The organism is Sphingobium sp. (assembly GCF_049304695.1).
Taxonomy (GTDB): Bacteria; Pseudomonadota; Alphaproteobacteria; order Sphingomonadales; family Sphingomonadaceae; genus Sphingobium.
Genome location: NZ_JBAQOK010000093.1, coordinates 159,202 through 184,594 on the forward strand (window position 1 = coordinate 159,202; position 25,393 = coordinate 184,594).

28 protein-coding genes and 1 tRNA gene are annotated in these 25,393 nt (G+C 63.9%); 7 read left to right on the forward strand and 22 right to left on the reverse strand.

Translation table 11 applies throughout. The features are described 5' to 3' along the window. From WA070_RS18310 to WA070_RS18320, 3 genes are read right to left on the reverse strand one after another with little or no spacing between them, the layout of a single operon-like run. A complete protein-coding gene (locus WA070_RS18310) occupies nucleotides 1-648 on the reverse strand; it encodes a heme exporter protein CcmB (RefSeq protein WP_422635333.1) in 648 nt (215 codons plus the stop codon). After that, nucleotides 645-1,259, reverse strand: a complete 615-nt coding sequence (gene ccmA, locus WA070_RS18315) for a heme ABC exporter ATP-binding protein CcmA (RefSeq protein WP_422635334.1) — start codon at nucleotides 1,257-1,259, stop codon at nucleotides 645-647. Before ccmA ends, WA070_RS18310 begins: the two co-directional genes overlap by 4 nt. Next, nucleotides 1,256-1,663, reverse strand: a complete 408-nt coding sequence (locus tag WA070_RS18320) for a metallopeptidase family protein (protein ID WP_422635335.1) — start codon at nucleotides 1,661-1,663, stop codon at nucleotides 1,256-1,258. Before WA070_RS18320 ends, ccmA begins: the two co-directional genes overlap by 4 nt. Before the next feature lie 58 nt (nucleotides 1,664-1,721). Between WA070_RS18320 and WA070_RS18325 the strand changes: the two genes are divergently transcribed. Then, complete coding sequence (locus WA070_RS18325; RefSeq protein ID WP_422635336.1) at nucleotides 1,722-2,012, forward strand: 4a-hydroxytetrahydrobiopterin dehydratase; 291 nt, start codon at nucleotides 1,722-1,724, stop codon at nucleotides 2,010-2,012. Between the two features lie 18 nt (nucleotides 2,013-2,030). On the opposite strand, the gene WA070_RS18330 is transcribed toward WA070_RS18325, so the two are convergent. The 3 genes from WA070_RS18330 to WA070_RS18340 all read right to left on the reverse strand — a co-directional run bounded on the left by WA070_RS18330 (nucleotide 2,031) and on the right by WA070_RS18340 (nucleotide 5,758). Further along, the gene (locus WA070_RS18330; protein WP_422635497.1) at nucleotides 2,031-2,501 is read right to left on the reverse strand and encodes a hypothetical protein; all 471 of its coding nucleotides are present in this window, start codon (nucleotides 2,499-2,501) and stop codon (nucleotides 2,031-2,033) included. Between the two features lie 29 nt (nucleotides 2,502-2,530). Then, entirely contained in the window at nucleotides 2,531-4,876 is a 2,346-nt protein-coding gene (locus tag WA070_RS18335; RefSeq protein ID WP_422635337.1) for a patatin-like protein, read from the reverse strand. A gap of 186 nt (nucleotides 4,877-5,062) precedes the next feature. Continuing rightward, a complete protein-coding gene (locus WA070_RS18340) occupies nucleotides 5,063-5,758 on the reverse strand; it encodes an endonuclease/exonuclease/phosphatase family protein (RefSeq protein WP_422635338.1) in 696 nt (231 codons plus the stop codon). Nucleotides 5,759-5,846: 88 nt separating this feature from the next. Here WA070_RS18340 and radA point away from each other — a divergent pair, with 88 nt between their 5' ends. Both radA and WA070_RS18350 read left to right on the forward strand, forming a co-directional pair. Next, complete coding sequence (gene radA / locus WA070_RS18345; RefSeq protein ID WP_422635339.1) at nucleotides 5,847-7,214, forward strand: DNA repair protein RadA; 1,368 nt, start codon at nucleotides 5,847-5,849, stop codon at nucleotides 7,212-7,214. An 11-nt stretch (nucleotides 7,215-7,225) separates the two neighbouring features. Further along, a complete protein-coding gene (locus WA070_RS18350) occupies nucleotides 7,226-7,732 on the forward strand; it encodes a CvpA family protein (RefSeq protein ID WP_422635340.1) in 507 nt (168 codons plus the stop codon). A 59-nt stretch (nucleotides 7,733-7,791) separates the two neighbouring features. Here WA070_RS18350 and WA070_RS18355 read toward each other — a convergent pair whose 3' ends face one another. The 5 genes from WA070_RS18355 to WA070_RS18375 form a co-directional block, all read right to left on the reverse strand. Continuing rightward, nucleotides 7,792-8,310, reverse strand: coding sequence for a TPM domain-containing protein (locus WA070_RS18355; RefSeq protein ID WP_422635341.1), 519 nt, complete (start codon nucleotides 8,308-8,310; stop codon nucleotides 7,792-7,794). A 254-nt stretch (nucleotides 8,311-8,564) separates the two neighbouring features. Next, on the reverse strand, nucleotides 8,565-9,479 hold the full coding sequence (locus tag WA070_RS18360) for an NAD-dependent epimerase/dehydratase family protein (RefSeq protein WP_422635342.1): 915 nt from the start codon (nucleotides 9,477-9,479) through the stop codon (nucleotides 8,565-8,567). A gap of 6 nt (nucleotides 9,480-9,485) precedes the next feature. Further along, nucleotides 9,486-10,613 carry a glutamate 5-kinase gene (proB, locus tag WA070_RS18365; RefSeq protein ID WP_422635343.1) on the reverse strand — a complete coding sequence of 376 codons (1,128 nt, stop codon included), beginning with the start codon at nucleotides 10,611-10,613 and terminating at the stop codon, nucleotides 9,486-9,488. A 97-nt stretch (nucleotides 10,614-10,710) separates the two neighbouring features. Next, a complete protein-coding gene (gene obgE / locus WA070_RS18370) occupies nucleotides 10,711-11,805 on the reverse strand; it encodes a GTPase ObgE (RefSeq protein WP_422635344.1) in 1,095 nt (364 codons plus the stop codon). A 31-nt stretch (nucleotides 11,806-11,836) separates the two neighbouring features. Then, nucleotides 11,837-12,487, reverse strand: a complete 651-nt coding sequence (locus WA070_RS18375) for a TetR/AcrR family transcriptional regulator (protein ID WP_422635345.1) — start codon at nucleotides 12,485-12,487, stop codon at nucleotides 11,837-11,839. Nucleotides 12,488-12,542: 55 nt separating this feature from the next. Here WA070_RS18375 and WA070_RS18380 point away from each other — a divergent pair, with 55 nt between their 5' ends. Both WA070_RS18380 and WA070_RS18385 read left to right on the forward strand, forming a co-directional pair. Further along, entirely contained in the window at nucleotides 12,543-13,394 is an 852-nt protein-coding gene (locus WA070_RS18380; RefSeq protein ID WP_422635346.1) for a metal-dependent hydrolase, read from the forward strand. Between the two features lie 31 nt (nucleotides 13,395-13,425). After that, nucleotides 13,426-13,953, forward strand: a complete 528-nt coding sequence (locus tag WA070_RS18385; RefSeq protein WP_422635347.1) for a GNAT family N-acetyltransferase — start codon at nucleotides 13,426-13,428, stop codon at nucleotides 13,951-13,953. 57 nt (nucleotides 13,954-14,010) lie between these two features. Here the strand turns inward: WA070_RS18385 and WA070_RS18390 are convergent, their stop codons facing one another. The 3 genes from WA070_RS18390 to rplU form a co-directional block, all read right to left on the reverse strand. After that, a complete protein-coding gene (locus WA070_RS18390) occupies nucleotides 14,011-14,586 on the reverse strand; it encodes a GNAT family N-acetyltransferase (RefSeq protein ID WP_422635348.1) in 576 nt (191 codons plus the stop codon). A gap of 306 nt (nucleotides 14,587-14,892) precedes the next feature. Then, nucleotides 14,893-15,162, reverse strand: a complete 270-nt coding sequence (gene rpmA, locus WA070_RS18395; protein ID WP_422635349.1) for a 50S ribosomal protein L27 — start codon at nucleotides 15,160-15,162, stop codon at nucleotides 14,893-14,895. 92 nt (nucleotides 15,163-15,254) lie between these two features. Beyond that, complete coding sequence (gene rplU / locus WA070_RS18400) at nucleotides 15,255-15,620, reverse strand: 50S ribosomal protein L21 (RefSeq protein WP_422635350.1); 366 nt, start codon at nucleotides 15,618-15,620, stop codon at nucleotides 15,255-15,257. Nucleotides 15,621-15,806: 186 nt separating this feature from the next. On the opposite strand from rplU, the gene WA070_RS18405 reads away from it, so the two are divergent. Together WA070_RS18405 and ybaL are read left to right on the forward strand one after the other, a co-directional pair. Continuing rightward, the gene (locus tag WA070_RS18405) at nucleotides 15,807-16,214 is read left to right on the forward strand and encodes a hypothetical protein (RefSeq protein ID WP_422635351.1); all 408 of its coding nucleotides are present in this window, start codon (nucleotides 15,807-15,809) and stop codon (nucleotides 16,212-16,214) included. A 227-nt stretch (nucleotides 16,215-16,441) separates the two neighbouring features. Then, nucleotides 16,442-18,082 (forward strand): YbaL family putative K(+) efflux transporter, encoded by a 1,641-nt coding sequence (gene ybaL / locus WA070_RS18410; RefSeq protein WP_422635352.1) that lies wholly within the window; start codon nucleotides 16,442-16,444, stop codon nucleotides 18,080-18,082. On the opposite strand, the gene WA070_RS18415 is transcribed toward ybaL, so the two are convergent. From WA070_RS18415 to WA070_RS18450, 8 genes are all read right to left on the reverse strand, one after another. Then, complete coding sequence (locus tag WA070_RS18415; RefSeq protein ID WP_422635353.1) at nucleotides 18,079-19,617, reverse strand: cryptochrome/photolyase family protein; 1,539 nt, start codon at nucleotides 19,615-19,617, stop codon at nucleotides 18,079-18,081. The two genes, ybaL and WA070_RS18415, sit on opposite strands and share 4 nt — an antisense overlap. Nucleotides 19,618-19,677: 60 nt before the next feature. Continuing rightward, nucleotides 19,678-21,468 carry a DEAD/DEAH box helicase gene (locus WA070_RS18420; RefSeq protein WP_422635354.1) on the reverse strand — a complete coding sequence of 597 codons (1,791 nt, stop codon included), beginning with the start codon at nucleotides 21,466-21,468 and terminating at the stop codon, nucleotides 19,678-19,680. A gap of 316 nt (nucleotides 21,469-21,784) precedes the next feature. Further along, nucleotides 21,785-22,483 carry a 50S ribosomal protein L1 gene (rplA, locus tag WA070_RS18425; RefSeq protein WP_422635355.1) on the reverse strand — a complete coding sequence of 233 codons (699 nt, stop codon included), beginning with the start codon at nucleotides 22,481-22,483 and terminating at the stop codon, nucleotides 21,785-21,787. A 4-nt stretch (nucleotides 22,484-22,487) separates the two neighbouring features. Beyond that, the gene (gene rplK / locus WA070_RS18430; protein WP_422635356.1) at nucleotides 22,488-22,919 is read right to left on the reverse strand and encodes a 50S ribosomal protein L11; all 432 of its coding nucleotides are present in this window, start codon (nucleotides 22,917-22,919) and stop codon (nucleotides 22,488-22,490) included. Between the two features lie 215 nt (nucleotides 22,920-23,134). Further along, nucleotides 23,135-23,671 (reverse strand): transcription termination/antitermination protein NusG, encoded by a 537-nt coding sequence (gene nusG, locus WA070_RS18435; protein ID WP_422635357.1) that lies wholly within the window; start codon nucleotides 23,669-23,671, stop codon nucleotides 23,135-23,137. A gap of 133 nt (nucleotides 23,672-23,804) precedes the next feature. Next, nucleotides 23,805-24,011, reverse strand: coding sequence for a preprotein translocase subunit SecE (gene secE / locus WA070_RS18440; protein ID WP_422635358.1), 207 nt, complete (start codon nucleotides 24,009-24,011; stop codon nucleotides 23,805-23,807). A 167-nt stretch (nucleotides 24,012-24,178) separates the two neighbouring features. Further along, nucleotides 24,179-24,254, reverse strand: a tRNA-Trp gene (locus WA070_RS18445). 53 nt (nucleotides 24,255-24,307) lie between these two features. After that, nucleotides 24,308-25,225 (reverse strand): YihY/virulence factor BrkB family protein, encoded by a 918-nt coding sequence (locus tag WA070_RS18450; RefSeq protein WP_422635498.1) that lies wholly within the window; start codon nucleotides 25,223-25,225, stop codon nucleotides 24,308-24,310. Nucleotides 25,226-25,393: the final 168 nt, after the last annotated feature.

Here is a 25,393-nt window from a genome sequence, read left to right on the forward strand (position 1 = left end):
CTACTCCCGCCCGGCGCGAATCGCCGCACCCCCGGCGAAGGGGGTGATCGCGATCAGCAGGAGTGATGCGGCGCCCAAGAATTTGAACGCTGCGCCGCTGCCATCGCCCAGCGTACCTGCGCCAAAGATGAGTAAGGGCACCGCGAGTGGCAACGCCAGCAGCCCTGCCAGCGCTCCGCTGGACCGCAGTCCCGCCGTCAGCGTAGCGACCAGCAGGCCGAGTGCCGCCAGCGCGGGCGTGCCGACCGCCAGTCCCATTTCCAGCTTCACGATCGTGCCCCCGTCGAGTTTGAGTAGTAAGGCGGCGGGCAGGGTGGCGGCCATGAGCGGCGGGCCGAAGCTGAGCCAATGCGCAACAAGGCGGGCGATCACGACCATTTCCTCGCCAATGCCGCGCAGGGCGATCTGGTCCAATATGCCCGCGTCTCTGTCCGGCGCGACCAGTCGATCTATGGGCAGCAGGCTGGCGAGCAGCGCGGCGATCCAGATCATGCCGCCGCCAGTGCGGGCGAGCAGGGCGGCATCGGGTCCGACGGCGAAGGGGTAGAGGCTGGCGACGAGCAGCAGGAAGGCGACCGGGAGCCACAGGCCCGCCGATCGCCAGCCCTGATACAGATCGCGGCGCGCCAGTAGCCAGAGCGTCCTCATGCCGCGTCCGCCCGGTCGTCGGTAGCCTGATAGTCCTGCAAGGCGATCGTCACCGGGCCGTCGATTGGCAGGGGTTGGTGGGAGGCGGCCAGGACGATGCCGCCCGCCGTCAGATGCCGCCTGACTGCGGCGCCCAGCAAGTCGGTCGATGCCGCATCCAGGCCATTGGCCGGTTCGTCCAGCAGCCAGATGTCGGCGTTCGATGCGATCACTCGCGCCAGCGCTGCCCGCTTGCGCTGGCCGGTGGAGAGCATCCGCACGGGCACGTAGGCCAGTGGCGTCAGGGCCATGGCGTCCAGCGCAGCGGCGAGTTTGGCGGGTTCGGCGCGGTCGAGTTGCGCCCAGAATTCCAGAGTGAGGACCAGAGGTCTTTCCATATCGAGCGCAAGGCGGTCGTCGGCCAGCGCGATGCTACCGCGACGCGTTATCGTTCCGGAAAAGGCCGGAAGCAGGCCTGCGCATATCCGTAGCAGGCTGGATTTTCCCACGCCGTTCGGCCCGACCAGCAACGCGCCTTCGCCCGGCTCCAGCGCCAGCGACACGCCGCGAAACAGCATCCGCCCGCCGCGCAGGCAGGCAAGGTCGGTAAGACGCAACCCCGCGCGCGTCATGAAGCGACCATATCCTCCAGCACATGCATGTCGATGTCCGACAGGCCGAAATGATGGCCGATTTCATGCACCACGACATGGTTGATCAGAACGTCGAGCGGCACACCCGTTTCCACCCATTCGTCCAGCAGGGGGCGGCGGAACAGATGGACGGTCGGTGGTGGATCGCCGCTTTGTGCTTCCTGGCCCACCGGGCGGCCGGTATAGAGGCCCGTCAGCCCGAAAGGATCGTCGACCTCCATCTCCTTGAGGATATCGGCGTCGGCAAATTCCTGTACGAACAGCACGACATGGGCCAGATGGTCGCGAAACGGTTCGGGCAGGCGGCTCAACGCCTCCAGCGCCAGCGTCTCTATATCCTGCGGGGTGGGCGCTAAGCGGGGTGGTTGACCATGATGCGACATGGCTGTCACATAAGCCAAAGCCCGTCATGAGGCCAAAGATTTTGATGGAGTACCGCCGATGATCGAAAAACTGGATGATGAGGCGCGTGCGCTGGCGTTGGCCGAGCTGCCCGAATGGATGGCGGTGTCCGAACCGGACGGGATTGTGCGGAAGTTCACTTTCCCCGATTTCGTTGCCGCCTTCGGATTTATGACGCGGGTCGCCATCCTGGCGGAAAAGGCGGATCATCATCCTGAATGGTCGAATGTCTACAACCGCGTTGTCATAACGCTGACCACCCATGACGCCGGTGGCCTGTCGCAGCGCGACATCGACCTGGCCCATGCCATCGACGCGCTGCTGCCCTGAGCGTTCATCGCTGAACGATCAATCGTCGGCGTGATCCTCTATCCGGTCCTCATAGCCACGCAGCGCGGCAATGACTGACGGGTCGCCCGAATAGCGCCGCCGCAGCATCGCCAGTTTTGCGTCCGACCCCTGACATAGTTCGGCGACGCTTTCGTCGATATAGGCGCGGCGTTCCGCATCATAGGCTTCCTCGCCCCGAAAATGGTCGCATCCGTCGCGCGACACCATGAACTGCGTCACTTCGCGTGGGAAGGGCGCGGCGCTGGCGGCGACGTCGGACGGGGGCAGGTCGAGCGGAAATTCCGGGGCTGGCTGGGCGCGGACGATGACGGTCGGTGCGGGCTTTGCGGGTGGCGTGGCAATGGGCGCTGGCGGCGGCGGGGCGGGGGGTGCCGCAGCGGCGACGGCGACAGGCTGAGGCGCAACGCTATTGTCCGCCTGCGCCCCTTCATCGGACGCACGGCAGCCAGCGACGAGCGCCAGCATCATGACCATCGGAACCAGCTTCGAACGCCTGCTCAACCGATTTCCTCCCGCAAGCTGGCGATTAGATCGGACGCATGAGTCAGTCGCGACTCTTCCTCGTCCAGGATCGCCAGGAAAGCGGCTCGCCTATAGGCGTGAACATGATCGGACGAAAGACGGCTTGCTGCGGGCATTGCCGAAATCACGATGTCCAGAAGCCGCTCCGCACCGTGCAGACGACCCCAGAGATAATCGTTTTCGCGATAGACCCTGCTAAAGAAGGCGCCGAAATTGTTGAATTCAATGCCTTTGAGTGTCGCCTGCGCGCCGCCCGACCGGATCGCCGAGCAATCTTCGGGCGATATCCGATCGACCTTCACCGGATCATATTCATCGACACTGTCACCCTGAAGCAACGGTAATGTGGCGATGTCGTAGAATGGGAAGCCGAGATAGGCGAGCAGCATGGTTCGCCGCGACCCCTTTGGCAGGGCGGCGAAGGCGTCGGCAAGGATGCGGTCGGCGGCATCGTCGCGCGCCTGAAGGCCGCGTTCCTGTGCGACAGCCGCCAGCGCCGCCGCCGCGTCGTTGGGGACTTCGCGGGCAGCCGCAACGACCGCAGCCCCATGGAAATCGCTATCCTCACATTCGGCGTAAAGCGCCAGCGCGGCATAGATGCCATCGTGCATCGCCTGCACATCGCCCGCCTGTGCGTCCTCGTCGCTTTCCAGCGTTTCGGCCAGCCGCCGCGCCAGAAAGCGCAGACGGCGGATGCGGAAGGCAAGGTCATGGGTGCGAAAGAAAGTGACGGGGGCGGACGATGCGCCATCCTTGTCGGTCAACTGATCCGCGCCGTCACTGCGGATCTGTGCCCAGATCGCCTGCCGATAGGCGTCCCGCATCATCATGCTGTCTTCGCCCGACAGGTGGAACAGCAGGTTGGCGAGCGATTCGACGATGCCCGACAGTTTGAGATGGCCATAGGCGGGAAAGGCGAACCCGGCCGATCCCGCCGCGCGCTGTTGCGCCTTGGCGCGCCAGGCGGACAGGCGGGCGGGGGTGGGGCGATCGAGGAAGAACATGCCGCCGATCGTGCTTTCCACCTCCGCCTCGATGCCGGGCCGCAGCGCGTCGAGAATGCGGCGCATCCGGCGGATACGGGTGGAATGACGGTCGATCGCCTCCAGATTGTCGCGGATCGGCTGTTCGCGCGGAATGTCGCTCAATGCGCCAAAGATAGTGCGGAAGAAGCCGGGCAGCGGCGTGTCCGCACCGGCGGGGGCGTCTTCCTGTTCGCCCTGTTTATTCAGGCGGATCGAGCGGTGGCCGGGCTTGGGATCGATATAGACGAAACGGCGATCCACCTCTCGCCGCGACGGGCGGTTGCGCAGCGCACCGATCGCCTGCGCGAAGGGGGCGTTGGCCAGTACCGATCCGTCGATCAGCACCGCCTCCTCCGCCGTGCCGCGTGCCGCATGGCGGGGCAGGGCGCGGGCCAGGAAGCTGTCACGCGTCGCCCAGTGGCGATGGCGGCGTTTGAGCACGCGGTCGAGTTCGCGCACGGTGAAAGGCGGGAATGCGCCGGGGAAGCTGGCCGTCGCGCGCGCGGCGAACACCAGTTCGACCGGATCGGCAAAGGCGCGCTGCGCACCCTCGCTCGCCCGTCCCCGCGCGCGAAAGCCGATCGAGAGGCGATGCTCCGTCTCTACCACCTGCGGCGGGCTGTTGAGTGTCAGGCTTTGGGGATGGCCTTCGAAATCGGTGACGGTAACGAACAGGTCGAGCGGATGGCCTTCGGGCAACAGCGGGTTGCCTCGCGGGGCGGCGGCCATTGCATCGAACGCGTCGAGCAGCATGTGGGAGAATATCTCTCCGCCAAAGGGTGGTTCGAACCAGCGCGAGCGGATGAAGCGGGAGAGTTTCATCCGCACTTCTTCCCGCGTGTCCGGCGCGACGGTGCGTTCCACCGCGTCGCCGGGGCGGCGCGCGGCCATCCACACAAGTGGCGTTGCCCAGAATTTCGTCATCGCACGGGCAGGGCGGGCGTCGGGGTCGAGCAGGCTGTCGACATCGGCATTGTCGAGCCACAGCGCTGTCAGCGGCTCCAGCGATTGTCCCGTCTCGATCGCCTGCGCCAGAAAGATGCCGTTGATGCCGCCCGCGCTGGCACCGGCGATGATGTCGGGCAGCACACGTAGCCGCACGCCGCTCTGCGCCTCCATCTCGCCAAGCAGGCGGCCATAGACGCCCTCTATGCCTTCGCCCGGTGGCGCGCCGTCATGATAGGCGCGGCTGGCCCGTGCGAGCCGCCACACCTCCTTGGTGATGCCATGCATGTAGATGGCCAGGCTGATCCCGCCATAGCAGACCAGCGCGAGCCTGAGTTCTCTCTCCTTCATACGCCGAACGTCGCAGAGGGCGGGGAACTTGTCGAGGTTCGTTTGAGGATGCGCATACGCGCATTCGGCGGCACCGGCCCGCACCCCCTCCCGGCCGCCCACAGAATATCCTGAATGGGAGGCCGGGAGGGGGTGCGGGCCGGTGCCGCCGCAAAATGCGTCCTTCCACGCATTCTCAAACAACCCTCAGATTTTGAAATCGGCCCAGATCGGCAGATGGTCAGACGCCTTACGCGCCGCCGCGCTTTCATGGACGCCGCAGTCGGTCAGGGTCAGCTTGCCGCAATGCATGATCCGGTCGAGCCGCGCGACGGGGCGTTGCGCATGATAGCTGCGCCCGCATCCGGCAAAACTGTAGTGGCGGGCGAAGTCGGCCAGGCATCCCCGGTTGGCGCTCCATTCGTTAAGGTCGCCCATCAGCACGGTGGGCATCGCATTCCCCTGCGCGGCGGCATGGATGACCGCCGCCGCCTGCTTGCGCCGCCACAGGCCCGACAGGTCGAGATGCATGCCGAATACGCGCATGGATACGCCCTTCACCGACACTTCGGCCATGGTCGCGCCGCGCGGCTCCAGATAGGGGATATGGACCACGTCGTGCGCGCCGACATCTGCCGCTTTGCGCACGAGGATGGCGTTGCCGTGCCAGCCCATCGAATCGACCTGCACATTGATCGGCACGGATTTATAATCGCTCTGCCGGTCCAGCATCGCGGCGGGTATCGCGGCGGACCGCACGCCAAAGCGCCGGTCGGCCTCCTGCAAAGCGATGATGTCGGCGTCCACCTCCGCCAGCACCTCCAGCACCCGTTCGGGAATCCGTCGCCGGTCGGTGCCGATGGCCTTGCGGATATTATAGCTTGCGACGCGGATTGTTTTCATCGGGTCACCAATGCGCGAGGGTGACGTAGGTTTCCAGTGTCATGGCAATGTTCTTGCATTGTTCGCATCATGGCGGCATATCGACGCCATGGCCAAGACAAAGCGCAAATTCGTCTGTCAGCAATGCGGCACCGTCGCCGCGCGGTGGCAGGGGCAGTGCGAGGATTGCGGTGAGTGGAACAGCATCGTGGAGGAGGCGGGCGAGACCGTCTTTTCCGCGCGGCACGATCTGCATACCGGCGGGCGGGCGATCACTTTGGTGGGGCTGGACAGCGAAGTCGCCCTGCCGCCGCGCACCAGCACCGGCATCGCCGAATTCGACCGGGCGCTGGGCGGCGGGATCGTGGCGGGATCGGCCACGCTGATCGGCGGCGATCCGGGGATCGGCAAATCGACCCTCTTGTTACAGGCGGCGGCGCGGATCGCGGCGCGCGGGTTGTCGGTCGTCTATATCAGTGGTGAGGAAGCCGCCGATCAGGTGCGGTTGCGCGCGCAGCGGCTGGGGCTGGGCAATGCGCCGGTGATGCTGGCCAGCGCGACGTCGGTGCGCGACATATTGACGACGCTGGGGGAAGGGCCGCCGCCCGCGCTGGTGGTGATCGATTCGATCCAGACGATGCACAGCGACCTGATCGAGGGCGCGCCCGGCACCGTCAGCCAGGTGCGCGCTTCGAGCCAAGAACTGATCAAATTCGCCAAGCAGCGTGGGACTGCGATGATTTTGGTGGGCCATGTGACCAAGGATGGCAGCATCGCCGGGCCGCGCGTGCTGGAACATATGGTCGATACCGTGCTGGCGTTCGAAGGGGAGCGCAGCCACCAATATCGCATCCTGCGCGCGATCAAGAACCGCTTCGGCGGCACGGACGAGATCGGCGTGTTCGCCATGGTCTCCGAAGGGCTGGAGGAGGTCGCCAACCCGTCCGCCCTGTTCCTGACCCATCGCGACGAAACCGTGACCGGCGCGACGGTCTTCCCGGCGCTGGAGGGGACGCGGCCTGTGCTGGTGGAGATACAGGCGCTGGTCGTACGCCTGTCGAGCGGGGCGACGCCGCGCCGGGCGGTGGTCGGATGGGACAGCGGGCGGCTGGCCATGGTGCTGGCGGTGCTGGAGGCGCGCTGTGGGCTGAGCTTTTCGACCTGCGAAGTCTATCTGAACGTGGCGGGGGGGTATCGGCTGTCGGACCCTGCCGCCGATCTGGCGGTTGCGGCGGCTCTGGTGTCGGCGCTGTCGGAAAAGCCGTTGCCGTCCGATGTCGTGCTGTTTGGCGAAATCGCGCTGTCGAGCGAGATCCGCCCGGTTGCCCATGCGCCGCTGCGTCTGCGCGAATCGGCCAAGCTGGGCTTCAACCGCGCCTTCATTCCTGCGGCGGCGGCTGACGGGGTGAAGGGAATCGCGGTCAGTGGTTTCCGCACCCTCGCACAGTTGGTTGACCAGATGCTGGGACGCGGATAGCCACGCTGGCGATGAACGCGATCGACATTCTCGTCCTGCTCGCCATTGGCGGCTGCACCATATTGGGGCTGCTGCGCGGCTTTGTGCTGGAAACGCTCTCGCTCATGGCATGGGTGCTGGCGATCTTCGCCATCCGCCTGTTTCATGCGTCTGCGGCGGAATTGCTGACGCCGCTCGTCGGATCGACCAGCGGCGCGGCGGTGCTGGCGCTGGTGCTGGTGTTCGGCGTGACGTTCGGCGCGGGCAAGATGATCGCCCACGCCATCGGTCGCCGCACGCGCCAGTCGGTGCTGGGGCCGGTCGACCGCGTGCTGGGCGGCGGCTTCGGCGCGGTGAAGGGCCTGATCGGCGCGACGCTGATGTTCCTGGCGTTCAGTCTTGTCTACGACACCTTCTACGGCAGCGGTGCGCGACGGCCGGATTGGCTGTCGGATGCGCGCACTTATCCGCTGCTCAATGCGAGCGGGCAGGCGATCAGCGAGTTTCTGGCGGAGCAGCGGGCGAAGAAGCCGGGGTGAATCGGTGGATGCGTTTTGGGTGTGGTCGAAAAGGGTAGAAAGCAGCCATAGTCCTCGCCCTAGGATGCATGGCTGATGAGGGCGATCACCCCAGCACTGATGCCGCTCGGATAGTCGCCGTTCTGGAAGTGGGGAATGATCTCATTATCCATTATCTGCTGGCATAAGGTGTTCGGAAGTGTCCGTTCCAAGCCCAGCCCAACTTCTATCCGCGTCATGTGTTCTTTTGGCGCTACAAGAAGTATAATCCCGTCGTCTTGTTCGGCTCTTCCAATACCCCAAGTGTTGCCAAGCTCCTTTGTGAACACGGCCACGTCCCGTCCCCCAAGCGACTGCACCGTGACTACGACCATCTGGTGACCAGATGCGTCCTCGAACGCCTGCAACCGGGTGGACAGGCTCGCCTCTTGCTCAGGGTTGAGTATGTCGGCGTCGTCCGTGACCCTCCCTCGAAACGCAACTTTCGCGAGCGCGGTAGTCCCCGCTTCCAGTCGGTTGCTAGAAGATGACTGATTGGTAGCTTGTCCATCCGAGCAGAATGCAGCGGCTGTCAGCATTAGAGGGAAGATGGCCTTCATCCCCACACAGTGAGAACGCGTTCCTAAATCGTCAATACCTGCAAGTGTCGCAAACTACCGCCGCTTTTCCGTGGTGATGCCGCATGCCGTCGCTTCCTGTCATCCTCCCCTGCAAGGGGAGGTGGCTGGCCGTAGGCCAGACGGAGGGGTGTCGCTTTCTCGATAGGGGGACACCCCTCCACCATTCGCTTTGCGAACGGTCCCCCTCCCCTTGCAGGGGAGGATCCTTCATGTCGCTTCTTGATCGACAGTTCCTACAGCCACCCCTTCACGCGATACGCCTCAACCGTTGCCTTCAGTCCCTCCGCCGTCGTGACTTGTGGCATCCATAGTTGCTTCGGCACATGGCTCGCCGTCGCCGCGACCCAATCCGGGTGGCAGAAATAATCGACGCGGTCGGGGGTGAGTTTGGCGTTTTTGCCGCGGATCATGCGGTCGGTGCGGGCGGCGACGCCCAGTAGCCAGGCGGGGGTGGCGAGCGTCTTCACGCTGCGTCCGACCGCCTTGCCGATCGCTGCGCCGAAATCCTTATGATCCCAGCCGTTCGGGGTGCCGTCGTCGATTTCATAGACATGGGCGAGGCTGACGTCGCGTTCCTGCGCCAGCCCAAGTAGCAGCCGGGCGAGATCGCTGACGTGGATGACGGACAATCGCCCGCCCGGCGGCAGCATCATGATGCCGCGCTTGGCCATGCGGAACAGTTCGAGCATTTCGCGGTCGTTCGGGCCGTAGATGGCGGGGGGGCGCACGATGGTCCAATCGAGGCCGCTCGCCTTCACATGGCGTTCGGCCAGTTCCTTGGACCAGCCATAGTCCGACAGGCCCGGTTCGCGCGCGGCGAGCGAGGAGACATGGATCAGCCGCCGGATGCCGCGCCGCCGCATCGCGTCCACCACGGCCATGGTGCCGCGCGCATTGCCCGCTTCGAACCCGTCGCGGTCTGGCGCGTTCACCACGCCCGCGATATGGATCACGGCGTCGGCATCCCGCACCAGCGTGTCGAGTGCGGCGGCTTCCTCCAATGATCCCGGCACCCATTTCAGCCGCGCGCGCGGCGGCTGGGCACTGCGGGTCAGGCCATTGACGCGCAGGCCGTCAGCCAGCGCCTGTTCCAACACCTGCGCGCCGACGAAACCCGTCGCGCCCGTCATGGCAATTCTGAACGGCATGGGCGGTCAGACCATCGCCATATGGTCGCGATGGACCAGCACCGACCGGGGCATTTCGCCCAGCAGTGCGGGAATGTCCTCGCTGCGTCTGCCGGCGATCTTGGTCGCGGCCTCGCTATCATATTCGATCAGGCCGCGCGCGATGATCCGCCCGTCCTGCGCCACGATGTCCACCACGTCGCCGCGCGCGAACATGCCTTCGACGCTCGCTACGCCAGCGGGGAGCAGGCTGTTGCCCTTGCCTAGCGCCCGTTCCGCGCCCGCGTCCACGATGATGCGTCCGCGCACCGTCAGCCGCCCGGCCAGCCAGCCCTTGCGCGCGCGCTTGACCGGGGCGGCCAGGAAGATCGACCCCTTGCCGCCATCGGCCCATCGGGACAGCGGAGCATCGACCTTGCCCGAAATGATGGCAAGGTGCGCGCCCGCGCCGGTGGCGATCTTTGCCGCCTCGATCTTGGACGTCATGCCGCCCGAACCCATGCCCGACGCGGAACCGCCGTCTGCCATGGCCGCGATTCGCGCGTCGATCCTGTCTATTGTCTCTATCAGCATCGCGTCCGCATCGACTTGCGGGTTGGCCGTGTAAAGCCCGTCCACGTCCGACAGCAGGACAACTGCGTCAGCCCGTGCTGCCTGTCCGATACGCGCCGCCAGCCGATCATTATCGCCGAAGCGGATTTCCGCCGTCGCCACGCTGTCATTCTCATTGACCACCGGCACGACGCCCAGCGCCATCAACCGCTCCAGCGTGGCCGACGCATTAAGGTAGCGGCGGCGATTTTCCAGATCGTCCAGCGTCACCAGCATCTGCGCGGCGACGATGCCGCGTTCCTGCAACAGGCTGGCCCAGCATTGCGACAGGGCGATCTGGCCTGTCGCCGCCGCAGCCTGCGCATCTTCCAGACTGCCGCGACCGCCTTTGGGCAGTTTCAGCCGCCGTGCGCCCAGCGCGATCGCGCCGGACGAGACGATGATGATCTGCTGTCCCGCATCTTTACGCGCGGCGACATCGGCGACCAGCGTGCGCAACCAATCGGCGCGCACTTCCCCGGCCGGATCGACCAGCAGGGCCGAACCGATTTTGATGACGAGCCGACGAATGGCGGCGGGGGGAAAGCCGGAGAGGGCGGTCATGGATTCTAAAACTACATTCGTTCGGTTCGAGCTTGTCGAGAAGTTAGCGGGCCGTTCTCGACAAGCTCGAACCGAACGGGAGTAGACTAGTTGACGCCTAGATCGGCGACCACGTCTTTTCGCTTTCTTCCCCCGTCTCGCTGATCACTTCACCCTTGGCTTCACCCACGATCGGCAGGATCGCGTCGAGCAGGGCTTCCATCCCCTCGCCGGTGCTGGCGGAGATGATGAAGATATCCTCCACGCCTTCCTCGCGCAGCTGGTCGGCAATGTCTTCCATCAGTTCCTGGCCCAGCAGATCGCCCTTGTTCAGCGCGACGATCTGCGGCTTTTCGTCCAGCCCCTCACCATAGGCGGTGAGTTCTTCCTGCACGATATGGAACGCTTCGACCGGATCGTCACCGGTCGCGTCGATCAGGTGCAGCAGCACGCGGCAACGCTCGATATGGCCCAGAAACCGGTCACCGATACCCACGCCCTCTGCCGCGCCCGCGATCAGGCCGGGAATGTCGGCCAGCACGAATTCGCGTTGCTTGTGCAGCACGACGCCCAGTTGCGGCTTGGTCGTGGTGAAGGCATAGGCGCCGACCTTCGCCTTGGTATTCGTGACCTGATTGATGAGCGTCGATTTGCCTGCGTTGGGCATGCCCACCAGACCCACGTCGGCCAGCAGCTTGAGGCGCAGCCAGACCCACATTTCCTGACCCGGCCAGCCCGTGCCATGCTGACGCGGGGCGCGGTTGGTGCTGGTCTTGTAGGACATGTTGCCACGGCCGCCATCGCCGCCGCGCAGGAATGTCATGCGCTGACCCACTTCGGTGAAATCGGCCAGGATTTCCTGCTCGCCATATTCGGGATAGCCGTCTTCGTCCTCGCTACCCTCGATCACCTTGGGGTCGGACAGGATCTGCGTGCCGACCGGCACCTTGATGATCAGATCCTTGCCGCCCGCGCCATAGCGGTTCTTGCCCATGCCGGGCGTGCCGCGCGGTGCCTTGAAATGTTGGGTATAGCGGAAGTCGATCAGGGTGTTGAGACCCTGCACCGCTTCGAAGATGATGTCGCCGCCCTTGCCGCCGTTGCCGCCGTCCGGGCCGCCATATTCCTCATATTTTTCGCGGCGGAAACTGACCGCGCCGGGGCCGCCCCAGCCGGATTTGATGAATATTTTTGCTTGATCGAGAAAATGCATGGGGCGGCCCATAGCGCCTTATGACGCAGAATTAAACCTTGGCTTGTGTCGCTTTCGCGTCACGGTCCTGCGCGGCCCGTGCGGCCATGGCCGATGCCTCCTCCATCAGCACGGCAATCAACCCGCGCGTGGCCATTTCCCGTGCCTTTTCCCGCGACAGGCCAAGCGATGACGCCATCGGTCCGCCCATCTGCGAATCGCCCAGCGCCACGAGGACCAGCATCAGCGTCTGTTCGCGGATCAGGTCGGCCAGACGCGGGGTCAGCGCGGTCGCAGCCAGCTTGTCCACCAGCCGGTGGATCGCCTCCACCACCGGATCGAGCGCGTCTTCATTGCCTGATGCCAGCATCCAACTGGCCAGTGCGCCCGCGCCGCCTGCATCGAACGCGTCGAAGGTCATGTCCACGATGCGGCGTGGCTCCACCTCTCCACGGCGCACGGCGTTGACCGCCTCGCCGATGGTCGCGGTGATCGTGTCGCCCAGATAGGCGGCCAGCGCTTTCTGCAATCCCGCCGCCGACCCGAAATGGTGCAGCAGATTGGCGTGAGTGCGCCCGATCCTGCCCGCGACGGCCTTGAGTGTCACGGCCTGCGGCCCGGCTTCGATCAACAGCGCGCGCGCCGCCTCCATCGCGGCGAGGCGGCTTTCGTCGGGAGTGAGGCGCGAGCGCTTTATTGACATGAGTGTAAGTAACTCTTATTTACATCAATGTAAGTAACCAGAAGAGGCTACGCACATGACACCGAAAGACCTGACCATCATCCCCCGCGACCGCCGTTTTGGCAGAGGCGCTGCGTCGGCGCGACATTGGCTGAACGCGGACCCGATCGCTACGGCTTTCTTCAACGCGCTGTCCGTCACCTTCCCGCGCGGGGAGGCTTATTTCATCGAAAGCGTTCGCGCCTTTCGCGATGGCGCGCCGGACAAGCTGGCAGGAGAGATCGCGGCCTTCATTCGTCAGGAGGTGGCGCATAGCCGCGAACATCTGGCGTTCAACCGGCAAGTGACCGACCATGGCTATGACGTATCGCGGCTGGAGGCGGATGTCATTCATGTGCTGGATATGGCCAAAAGCCGCGCGCCGATCGTCAGCCTGGCCGCGACGATGGCGCTGGAGCATTTCACGGCGATTCTGGCCCATGAGTTGCTGCGCGATCCGCGACACCTGAAGGGCGCAGACCCGGAACTGGCGGCGCTGTGGCGCTGGCACGCGATCGAGGAAATCGAGCATAAGGGCGTGGCGCATGACACATGGATGCACGCCACACGCGACTGGAGCCGGGCGAAGCGCTGGCGGCTCAAGACGCTGATGATGCTGATCGCGACCAGGCATTTCCTGCACCATCGCGCACGCGGCATGATGGACCTGCTGCGGCAGGACGGCGTGACCGGCGTGCGGGCGTGGGGCGGATTGCTACATTATGCGCTGGTGCGGCCCGGCATATTGCTGCGGGTCGCGCGTCCGTGGCTTGGCTATTTCCTGCCCGGCTTTCATCCGTGGAAAGTCGATGACCGGCATTTGATCGGGCGGGCAGAGAGCGACTATGCCGATGCACGCAGCGACAGGGGGCTGGCGTCGGTGGCTTGACCATCGGGCGGGGTCAGGCTTTTATCGCGGGATGACGACTGCCCCGCTGTTGCACACCGATCGACTGATACTGCGCCCGCATGGCGTCGGCGATTTCGACGCGGCTTGCGCCTTATGGAGCGATGCTCAGGTCGTGCGCCATATCGGCGGATCGCCACAGGATGCGCAGGCGGTCTGGTTCCGGCTGTTGCGCTATGCGGGCATGTGGTCGCTGCTGGGCTATGGCATGTGGGTGGTGCAGGATCGGGCCACCGGCGCTTTTCTGGGCGAGGCGGGGCTGCTGAACGCCGCGCGCGGCCTGCCTGAACTGGATGGCGTGCCGGAGGCCGGATGGGTATTGGGACCGCAGACGTGGGGCAGGGGCATCGCAACAGAAGCGATGGCCGCCGTGCTGGGCTGGGCTGATGCTTATCTCGATGCCCCGGCGATTCGCTGCATCATCGAGCCGGACAATGGCGCGTCGATTGCGGTCGCGGGCAAGCTGGGTTTCGCGCCGTTCGCCGATACACAAATGGAGAAGAAGTCCGTGCATGTGATGGAGCGAAAGCAGGGCATGTAGTTCTGGTCGCCAGGTCCGGGGCATCTGCATCCCCGGACCCGGCGTTTCGTCCGCCGATCAGGCCGCCAGAGCGGGCATCGCGTCGGCGTAGAGGTCCGCTGCGGGGTCGGTATAAGACCCCGGCATCATGCCTTCCTCCAGCGTCAGGCAGTCGGCATGGCTGTTGCGCGCCGGGCTGAACCGCTGTTCGATCCGGCCGGTGTAGCGAAAGCCCAGTTTGCGCAGGACGTTGCCCGATGCGCGGTTGTCGGCGAAATGAGCGGCGCGGATAGCGGTGACGCCATTGGCGTGGGCCATGCCCATGACGGCGCGGGCCGCTTCGGTCGCAAAGCCCAGACCCCAGTAGGGGCGGGCGATCCAGTAACCCAGTTCGTGACTGCCATCTTCATCACGCATGACTTCGCAGCCGCCGATCAGGCGCGGTGCGCCCTGTGTGCGGGAAAAGGCCAGTAAGCGGGGCAGGCGGGCGTCCTGCGGACGGGACAGAAATTCGCCCGCATCATCCACCCCATAGGGGCAGGGCGCGCGGGTCAGGTTGCGCAGGATCGCAACGTCCCCGATGGCGTGGGCCAGCGCAGGCGCGTCTTCCATCCAGCCGGGACGCAGGAGCAGGCGGGGGGTACGGGCGAACATTCGTCTCTCCTCTTTTTATGCGCCGATAACCATCAATGATGACGGCTTGACGACGCTCCTTTTCTGGAAGGTTCCGCTCCGCACGACGCGTGAGAAGGCGTGGAGTTCCAGAGGTTTGAGGGAAATCGGAAGGAGCAATAACTCTTTGTCTGTCGGTCGCGATCCGGCAAGAATCACGCAACGGAAAAAGGGGCGCTCCCATGAAAGGAGCGCCCCTTGTTTCCCTCGAAAACCGGCGGTGCCAGACTGGCCCCTACCGGGAGGATCGCCCCTTATGCGGGGGACGATCCGTCATCGATCGTCCGTTTATTCAGCCGCCAGCGCCTGTGCGTCGACCGACACATATTTGCGGCCTTGCTTGCCAGCGTGGAATACCACGCGGCCTTCGCCCAGTGCGAACAGCGTGTGGTCCTTGCCCATGCCGACATTGCGACCGGGATAGACGCGGGTGCCGCGCTGACGAATGATGATGTTGCCGCCGATCACTTCCTGACCGCCGAACTTCTTGACGCCAAGGCGCTTCGATTCCGAATCGCGACCGTTGCGCGAAGAACCGCCTGCTTTCTTATGTGCCATTGTGCAAACTCCTACTTTAACGGTTGGCCAGGCGAATGATCACATCCACCAGAGCCGGAACCGCGTAACAACAAACGACCGGTTCGAAGCGATCAGGCTTCGGCAGCGGCCGGGGCTGCGTCTTCGCTCTTGGCGGCGGCCTTCTTGGACTTCTTGTCCTCGTTGCCGATCGCCACGATCCGCAGGATCGTGTGGCGCTGACGATGGCCGTTCTTGCGGCGATAGTTATGACGGCGACGCTTCTTGAAGACGATGACCTTCTCGCCCTTCGCCTGCGCGATGATTTCCGCCGAAACGGTCAGGCCGCCGATATCCTTCAACTCGCCGTTTTCACCGGCCAGCAGGACGTCGTCCAGCGTGATCTTGTCACCGGCTTCACCGGCCATTTTTTCGACGACGATCTTGTCTCCGGCGGCGACGCGATACTGCTTGCCGCCTGTGCGCACGATAGCGAACATGGCTTATCTCTTCTCGTTCAAATCTGCTTTACGCCGCTCACCAAAGACATGTTGCCTTGCCGACCCGCGCGGGAATGTGGCCCGGTAAGGGAATGACTCGCGCCTGTCAACTACGGGGGCGATGTCGGGGCTGGTTTTCTGTGGTTCCAACCTCTATCTTGAGACCTTACGGAGCAGATTTATCGCATGATGGCAAGGCAACACAGGGCAGAAGGTAGAGGGGCGCACGTCGCCATCGCCGCCGTCCCGTGGGCGCTGACGCTGTGGATGTTGATTGCCGTGGCGCTTTTGTCCGCGCTTGCGCCGCTGGGACCACCGCTCAGCCGTGTGACTGGATCGGCTTTTAATCCAGCTACGAGCGATGTCGTGCTTAAGGTGCGCGCGCTGCCCGCCGCGCAGGTGGCGCAGCCGACCCGGCCGGATGGCGATGGGGATAGCCATGTTGCGCCGTTCGTCGCGCTTGTCTCGGCGGTGCTCGTCTTTCTCCTATGCTTCCGTGTTCCGGTACAAGCCTTTAGGTCCGTGTCCTCCCCGCGCCTCGCACGCCGGCGCGATGGCGCGAAGTGCGCCCGCGCGCCCCCACTTCCTTTCTGACGAAACGCATCCGGTCCGCTCCGACGGACCTTCGTCAGATTTAGGGAGCATCTTCATGTCTCGCAAACGTCGCCCGCCCTGGTGGTTCATGCCCGCCGTGATGGCGGGTCTGGGCATTGCCGCCGCCCTGCTGTCCGCCGTGCTGCTGCCCGTCGCCCAAGGATAAAAAATCGTCAGGCGGCGTTGCCCTTGCAACACAGCCTGACGAACCGGATCGAAAGTCTTTCATGCCTCATCACACGCCCCTTATCGGGACCATTGTCGCCGGTCTCGTCGTCGCCTTCATCATGGGCGCGATCGCCCACAGGCTCAAACTCTCGCCCCTTGTCGGCTATCTGGTCGCCGGGATCATGGTCGGTCCCTTCACGCCCGGCTTCGTTGCCGACGCGGGGCTGGCCAACGAACTGGCTGAAATCGGCGTCATCCTGCTGATGTTTGGGGTCGGCTTGCATTTTTCGATGAAAGACCTGTTGTCGGTCAAATATATCGCCATCCCCGGCGCACTGGTGCAGATCGCGGTGGCAACGCTGCTGGGCATGGGGCTGTCGCAGATCATGGGCTGGCCGTTGCTGGGCGGCGTCGTGTTCGGCCTGGCTCTCTCGGTCGCCAGTACGGTGGTGCTGTTGCGCGCGCTTCAGGGCGCGAACCTTGTCGAGACACGGCGGGGCCGGATCGCGGTAGGCTGGCTGATCGTCGAGGATCTGGTGATGGTGCTGGCGCTCGTCCTGCTGCCCGCGCTCGCCAATGTCATGAACAGCGCGGACGCAGGGGGCGGCGCAGGGGCGTTGATCGCGCCGCTGGTCGGCACACTGCTCAAGGTGGCAGGCTTCGTCGCGCTGATGCTGATCGTGGGTCGCCGCGTCATCCCATGGGCACTGCATTGGGTCGTCCATACAGGATCGCGTGAACTGTTCCGTCTGGCCGTCCTTGCCATCGCGCTGGGCGTCGCATTCGGCGCGGCTTATGCGTTCGACGTGTCCTTCGCGCTGGGTGCCTTCTTTGCGGGCATGATATTGGGCGAAACGCCGCTCAGCCGTCGCGCGACGGAGGAGACGTTGCCGCTGCGCGACGCCTTTGCCGTGCTGTTCTTCGTATCGGTGGGCATGTTGTTCAACCCCAGCGTGCTATGGGAACAGCCGCTGCCGCTGCTGGCGACCGTGGCGATCATCGTCGTGGGCAAGTCCATCGCCGCCTTCGCCATCGTGCGCCTGTTCCGCTATCCCGGCGACACCGCGCTGACCATCGCCGTCAGCCTGGCGCAGATCGGCGAATTTTCCTTCATCCTTGCCACGCTCGGCACGGGCCTTGGCGTCCTGCCTGCCGACGCACGCGACCTGATCCTGGCCGGTGCGATCGTGTCGATATTCCTCAACCCCATTCTGTTTTCGATGGTGGTGCGTGGCCGCAAACAGGAGGAGAAGGACGAGGAAGACGCACGCGTCGCGGCCGCCGCTGCGCCAGGGATCGGCCATGTCATTCTGGTCGGCTATGGCCGCGTGGGCAAGCTGATCGCCGATCGGCTGACCCAACGGCAGGTCGCCTTCACCATCATCGAGGATGACGGCGACAGGGTGGATGAAGCCAAGGAAGCGGGCATGTCGGTCGTGCGTGGCAATGCGCTGGAGGACAAATATCTGCTGAAGGCCGGCATTCGCGAAGCCCGCCATCTGCTGATAGCGGTGCCTGAAGGATTTGAGGGCGGCGCGATCCATGAACATGCCCGGCACCTGAACGACAATCTTCAGGTCATTGCCCGCGCCCATTCCGATGCCGAAGTTGCGCATCTGGAAACGCTGGGTGTCGCGCATATCGTCATGGGCGAGCGTGAGCTGGCCGGTCGGATGCTGACGCTGTGCGGGGCGGGCTAATCCAGCGTCCCCAGAAACCGCGCCGCCTGATCCCGGATGGCGGCGCGGGTATCGTCATCCATGCGCGCCCAGTTGCGATAGGGCAGGGCCAGCCGGACATTGCGGCCCAGCGTCCGTTCGTTGCGCGCCAAAAAATCCCAATAGAGCGCGTTGAACGGGCAGGCGTCCGGCCCCACACGCTGTTTGACGTCGTAACGGCACTGGCCACAATAGTCCGACATGCGGTTGATATAAGCGCCGCCCGACGCATAGGGTTTCGACCCCAGCAGGCCGCCGTCGGCAAACTGGCTCATGCCCAGCGTGTTGGGCAGTTCGACCCATTCATAGGCGTCGGCATAGACTTCCAGATACCAGATATGCACCTGATGCGGATCGACGCCTGCGAGCAGGGCAAAATTGCCGGTAATCATCAGCCGCTGGATATGATGGGCATAGGCATGGTCGATCGTCTGGCCGATCGCCTGTGCCATGCAGTGCATGTCCGTGTCGCCGGTCCAGTAGAATCCGGGCAGGTCGCGCGTGGCGTTCAGCGCATTGCGGCGCGCATAATCCGGCCCTTCATGCCAATAAATGCCGCGCACATATTCGCGCCAGCCGATGATCTGGCGGATGAAGCCTTCGACCGCGTTGAGCGGCGCTTTGCCTGCATGATAGCGCGCCTCGGCCTGCCGACATAGCTCCATGGGATTGAGCAGGCCGACATTGATATAGGGCGACAGGATCGAGTGCCACAGAAATGGCTCGTCGGTCAGCATCGCGTCCTGATAATCGCCAAAGCGGGGGAGCGCTTCATCAAGGAAGCGTTGCTGCTGCCGCTGCGCATCCGCTTGCGTCACGGCGAAAGCGAAATGATCCAGAATGCCGATATGATCGGCAAAGCGCGTGGCGACCATATCCATCACGTCGCGGGTTTCGGCATCGGGCGCAAAGCGGAGCGGTTGCGGCATCAGCAGGTCGCGAGGCGGCGCGGGCTTGCGGTTGTCTGCGTCGTAATTCCACTGGTCGCCTTCGGGCTTTTCCTCTGCGGTCATCAACAGGCCGCTCTTGCGCCGCATGTCGCGATAGAAAAATTCCATGCGCAACTGTTTGCGCGCCGCCGCCCATGTGTCGAACTCCGCATGGGTGCAGAGGAAACGGTCATCCTCATGGATGACGACGGGGACGTCGAGGCGCAGCTCCCAGCTTTCCAGCATGGCGCGAACCCGCCACTCGCCTGGCTCCGTCACATGGACGGCGCAGGGCCGGTGGCGTTCGACCGCGCGCATGACTTCGCCGGTGAAGCTGCCGCTGTTGTCCGGATCGTTCAGCCGCACATAATCGACTGTCCAGCCCAGCGCCCGCAGGCGATCGGCATGGTGGCGCATGGCCGACAGGATGAAGGCGATCTTGGCCTTGTGGTGGCGGACATAGGTGGTTTCGTCCGCCACCTCCATCATCAGGATGACGCTGCGGGCCTTGTCGGCCTCGGCCATCGCCGCGATGTCGAGGGTCAGCTGGTCGCCCAGCACGGGAATGAGAAAGGGGCCGTCAGTCATGCGGGTAGCAATGACTGACGGCCCCTTTCGGTCCCATATGTCCTAAAGGCTATCAGGCCCTTAGCCGCGCGGGCGTGGTGGACCCTTGCGCGGGCCACCAGCGCCAGCGCCCCGGAACGGACGCGGGCTGTGCGGTGCAGCGCCGCCACGCGACCCGGCACCCGGACCGCCACGGGGCGGGCCGGTGCGGTTGGGACGGTCGCCATTGGCGGGACGCAACTGCTTGCGGTTTTCGCGTGCTTCCTCGCGGGGCGCGCCATCGACAGGATCGAACATCACGTCCGCCCCCTCGTCGCCTGCCTCGCCCGAACGGCGGACCGCCGCCAGGAATTTGGTCGCGATCGCCTTTGGAATTTCGAACATGGTTTCGTTCGTGGTGATGCGGATCGCGCCGATATCACCGCGCGACACATGGCCGCGACGGCAGATGAGCGGCAATATCCAGCGCGGATCGGCATTCTGGGTGCGGCCGATATTCATGCGGAACCACTGGGTATCCTCGAAACCGGGGCGCGGTCCGTCGCGACGCGCGGGGGCTTCGCTGGCGTCCAGCAATTCCTCTGGCGCTGGCATGGCGGCGCGGGCGGAGCGGACCAGCATGGCCGCGATTTCCTTGGCGCTCTTGGCCTCCAACAGTTCGGCGCCCAGCGTCCAGTCGGACTCTTCCAGTTCGGCAGGCGCCAGCAATTGCGCGCGCAGACGCTCAGCATCCTGCTGCGCGATGGCTTCCTTGCTGGGGGCCGTCGTCCATTCGACGGGGATTTTCGCGCCCTTCAGCATGGCTTCGACGCGGCGACGGCGGGGATAGGGGACGATCAGGACCGCCGTTCCCTTCTTGCCCGCACGCCCGGTACGGCCCGAACGATGCTGCATGGTTTCTGCGTCGCGTGGCAATTCCACATGGACCACCAGCGTCAGCGTGGGCAGATCGATACCGCGTGCGGCAACGTCGGTTGCGACGCAGACGCGGGCGCGACGGTCTCGCAGTGCTTGCAACGCATGGTTGCGCTCATTCTGGCTATGCTCACCCGACAGGGCGACGGCGGCAAAGCCACGCTCGGTCAGGCTGGCATGCAGATGACGCACATTGTCGCGCGTGGCGCAGAACAGCATCGCCGTTTCCGCTTCATGATAGCGCAACAGATTGACGACCGCATTTTCGATGTCGGCGGGGGCCACGGTCATCGCCTGATAGCTGATGTCGCCATGGCCACGCTCGGTCGATGTGGTCGCGATTTGAATCGCGTCCTTCTGATAACGGCGGGCCAGCGCGACGATGGGCTTTGGCATTGTCGCCGAAAACAGCAGCGTGCGGCGGCCATCGGGCGTGGCATCAAGGATGCCTTCCAGATCTTCGCGGAAGCCCATGTCGAGCATTTCGTCCGCTTCATCCAGCACGGCGGTCTTGAGCGCCGACAGGTCGAGCGCGCCGCGTTCCAGATGGTCGCGCAGACGGCCCGGCGTGCCGACGACGATATGCGCGCCCTGCGCCAGTGCGCGGCGTTCCTTGGCCGCGTCCATACCGCCCACGCAGGTGGCGATGCGCGCACGCACGCCAGCGAACAGCCATTCCAGTTCGCGGCTGACCTGCAACGCCAGTTCGCGCGTCGGCGCGATGACCAGCGCCAGCGGCCATGCGGCGGGGGGCAGGCGGCCTTCCTCGTTCAGCAGTTCGCCCGCCATGGCGAGGCCGAAAGCGACGGTCTTGCCCGACCCGGTCTTGGCGGACACGATCATGTCGCGGCCAATCGCTTCGGGTTCGATGACCGATGCCTGCACTTCGGTCAGGACTTCATAGCCCTTGGCGGTCAGTGCCTGCGCGAGGACGGGGGGGAGATTATCAAATGCCATGCAATTATGTTCCATCGGTAATAGCGACCCGCCATTCCGACGGATACCAAAAGACCTGTTCCTTACGCCCTGTTGGGGAGCGTTCAGGGTGCTAGGTCACACACACCCTGATTTTACATCCTCCCCTGGAAAGGGGAGGTGGCAGGGCGTAGCCCCGACGGAGGGGTGTCCCCCTCTCATGAGAGGAATACACCCCTCAACCACCAGCTACGCTGGCGGTCCCCCTCCCCTTGCAGGGGAGGATGAATTGAAAACAGGAAAGCCTCCTTCCGCTTTTCCGAGGAAGGAGGCTTTCCCTGCGATCATAGCATAAAAATCAGATCGCGGCGACTTCTGCCACATCGACCTTCACGCCCGGCCCCATCGACGACGACAGCGCGATCTTGCGGACATATTTGCCCTTCGAACCGGTCGGCTTTGCCTTCACGATGGCATCGACGAACGCATCGAAATTCTTGCGCAGATCTTCAGGCGAGAAGCTGGTCTTACCCAGTCCTGCGTGAATGATACCGGCCTTTTCGACGCGGAATTCGATCTGGCCACCCTTGGCGGCCTTCACGGCTTCGGCGACGTTTGGTGTGACGGTGCCCAGCTTGGGGTTCGGCATCAGGCCCTTGGGACCCAGAACCTTACCCAGACGACCGACCAGACCCATCATGTCCGGCGTCGCGATCACGCGCTGGAAATCGATGTTGCCGGCCTGGATCGATTCCAGCAGGTCTTCGGCACCCACGATGTCGGCACCGGCGTCGAGCGCCTGCTGTGCCTTGTCGTTGCGGGCGAACACGGCGACGCGAACGTCCTTGCCGGTGCCAGCGGGCAGGGTGACGACGCCACGGACCATCTGGTCGGCGTGACGGGGGTCAACGCCCAGGTTGATGGCGATTTCGACGCTTTCGTCGAACTTGGCAGTCGCATGGGTGCGAACCAGGCCCAGAGCCTCGTTCACGCCGTGCAGCTTTTCCTTGTCGATGGCGGTGGCCAGAGCCTTGGCCTTCTTTGTCAGCTTTGCCATGGTCTTAGCCCTCCACTACATCAAGGCCCATCGCGCGAGCGGAGCCTTCGATGATCTTCGTTGCAGCGTCGATGTCGTTCGCGTTCAGATCGACCATCTTGGCCTGCGCGATTTCAGCAAGCTGCGAGCGCTTGATCTGACCAGCGACGATCTTGCCGGGTTCCTTGGAACCGGACTTCAGGTTCATCGCCTTCTTGATGAGGAAGGTCGCAGGCGGCTGCTTCATCGTGAAGGTGAAGCTGCGATCGGCATAGACGGTGATGATCGTGGGCAGCGGGGTGCCCTTGTCGACATTGGCCGTCTGCGCGTTGAACGCCTTGCAGAATTCCATGATGTTCACGCCGCGCTGACCCAGTGCCGGGCCGATTGGCGGTGCAGGTTTGGCGTCTCCGGCAGGCACCTGGAGCTTGATATAGCCCGTAATCTTTTTAGCCATGATGACTCACTCTGTAGGTGGAAGGGCAGCAAGCTGGCCTTCCGGTTCAAGTTTAGCGGTTCAAACGAAGGCCGGTAAAAGCCTCCTCCCGCGCGCATTCCCGGTTGCCCGGAAATTCTGTGTGCCGTCATGCCAGCGAAGGCTGGCATCCCACTTTCTTCGGTGGAGAAGAACAGGGAGACCCCAGCCTTCGCTGGGGTGACGGATATAAATCGTTACTTGGACAGTTCGACCTGCTCGAAATCCAGTTCCACCGGCGTGGCGCGACCGAAGATCGACACCGACACCTTGACCCGGTTCTTTTCGAAATCCAGTTCCTCGACCGTGCCGTTGAAGCTGGCGAAGGGACCGTCCAATACCTTGACCGCATCGCCGATTTCGTAATCGACGCTGACCTTGTGCTTGGGGGCGGCTTCGGCTTCCTTGCGTGCGCCGAAATAGCGCGCGGCTTCGGTTTCGCTGATCGCCTGTGGCTTGCCCATCGAACCCAGGAAGCCTGTGACCTTGGGCGTGTTCTTGACGAGATGGTATATGTCGTCGTTCATCGCCAGCTTGGCCAGGACGTAGCCGGGCATGAACTTGCGCTCGACCTGCACCTTCTTGCCGCGCTTCACTTCGGTCACGGTTTCGACAGGGACTTCGACCTGCTCGACCAGTTGGGAAAGGCCCATGCGCTCGGCTTCGGACAGGATCGATTCCTTGACCTTGTTTTCGAAGCCCGAATAGGCGTGGATGATGTACCAGCGCGCCATGTTACCGTTTCAAACTCCCAACAGAGCGATGTCCAGACCGGGTAAACCGGCAAACTCGGCAATCGCGTCCAAGCACTTCTACTTTGCGATTGCGATGCCGGCGGGCTTTGCAATCGCGTCTTAAATTCTGTCTTTATGGCCGACCCGCCGCAACGCCCAGCAACCACTGGACAATCGCGCCGAAGAAGGTGTCGATGCCAAAGAAGAAGAGGCCCAGCGTCGTCGTCATGATGACGACCATGACACCGGTCATCACCGTTTCGCGGCCCGTGGGCCACACGATCTTCGACGCTTCGGTCTTCACCTGATTGACGAATTCGCCTGGAGAAACCTTCGCCATCGCCTGCCTCAAATCCTGTACCAACACCAAAGCGCGAAGCAATAGTCCGCCCTCCCGTCCCGCCCTGTCTGGCGTCCGGGGGAGGCGGCCGCTTGCTTCGCGACACATACTTCGTTGACGCGCCTAGCTGCGAAACCCTGAAAGATCAAGGTTCGCGGCGAAGCGACTGGCAGGAGTGGAGGGACTCGAACCCACGGCATTCGGTTTTGGAGACCGACGCTCTACCAACTGAGCTACACTCCTGTGTCGGCGAAGGAGGGCGCTTTAGCGTGGGGCGGCAGGCAGGGCAAGCGACATTATGCGGCTTTTTCCTCCGCCGGGGCGACGCTGGTGTCCGCACTTGTCTGTCGCTCTGCTTCCGCGTTGATCTGCGCGCCCAGCAGGACGATATAGGCCGACACGAACAGCCACAGTTGCAGCACGACGACCGCGCCCAGCGACCCATAGGTCTTGTTATAATTGCCAAAGGTCGAGACGTAGAAAGACACGCCCAGCGTCGCGAGCAGCCAGAAGATCGTCGCGGCCACCGAACCGACCGTCAGCCATTGCCACTGCGCCTGACGACGATCGGGGCCAAAGCGGTAGATGAGGCCGAATATCAGGCTGGCCAGCAGGCCCGCCAAGACCCATGTCAGCGCCTTGATCGCAAAGAGGACGGCCGGACCCCATCCGGTCAGGAAATCCTGAAGCAGGCCAATGATCGTCGCGGTCAGCACGCCCGCCACCACGACCAGCACGGCGGAGAAAGTGATGCTCATCGAGGTGCGGTAGAAGCGCAGGATGTTGCGCCCTTCCTTTTGCCCATAGACGATGTTGAGCGATTCCATGATCGCCGAAGCCGCCCGCGTTGCGCCATAGATGGCCAGCACCAGCGCCAGCAGCAGGCCAAAGCCGATCGCTGGCTTGGCGGTGCTGACGACGCCCAGCAACTGATCGTTGATAAGCCCTGCGGCGTCCTGTGGCACGACGGAGATGATCGCCTGCATATGCCGCCCGACCATCGCCGGATCGCCGAACAGGCCATAGGTCAGCACGACGGCACCCAGCAGCGGCGCGATCGACAGGAAGGCGTAATAGGCCACGCCGGCGGCCAGTAGCCCGATATGGTTGGCGGACATGGCGGTATAGACGCGCTTCAAAATCTCCCACCAGGCGCGCGGCGGTATCTTCCATGGCGCATGGACATGCACCTGCTGCGCGACGCGTTCTGTCATCATTCCCCCTGCGACTGGCCCTGCGGTTCATAGGGGCAAGCGCGTGAAGGGGAAGAGGGGTTCCGTTCGGGGCGAAGAAAGCGGGGCAGTGTCACCTACACCCGTTCGCCCTGAGCTTGTCGAAGGGCTTTTACTGTTCTTCGTAGGGAAGAAGAGAAGTAAGAGGCT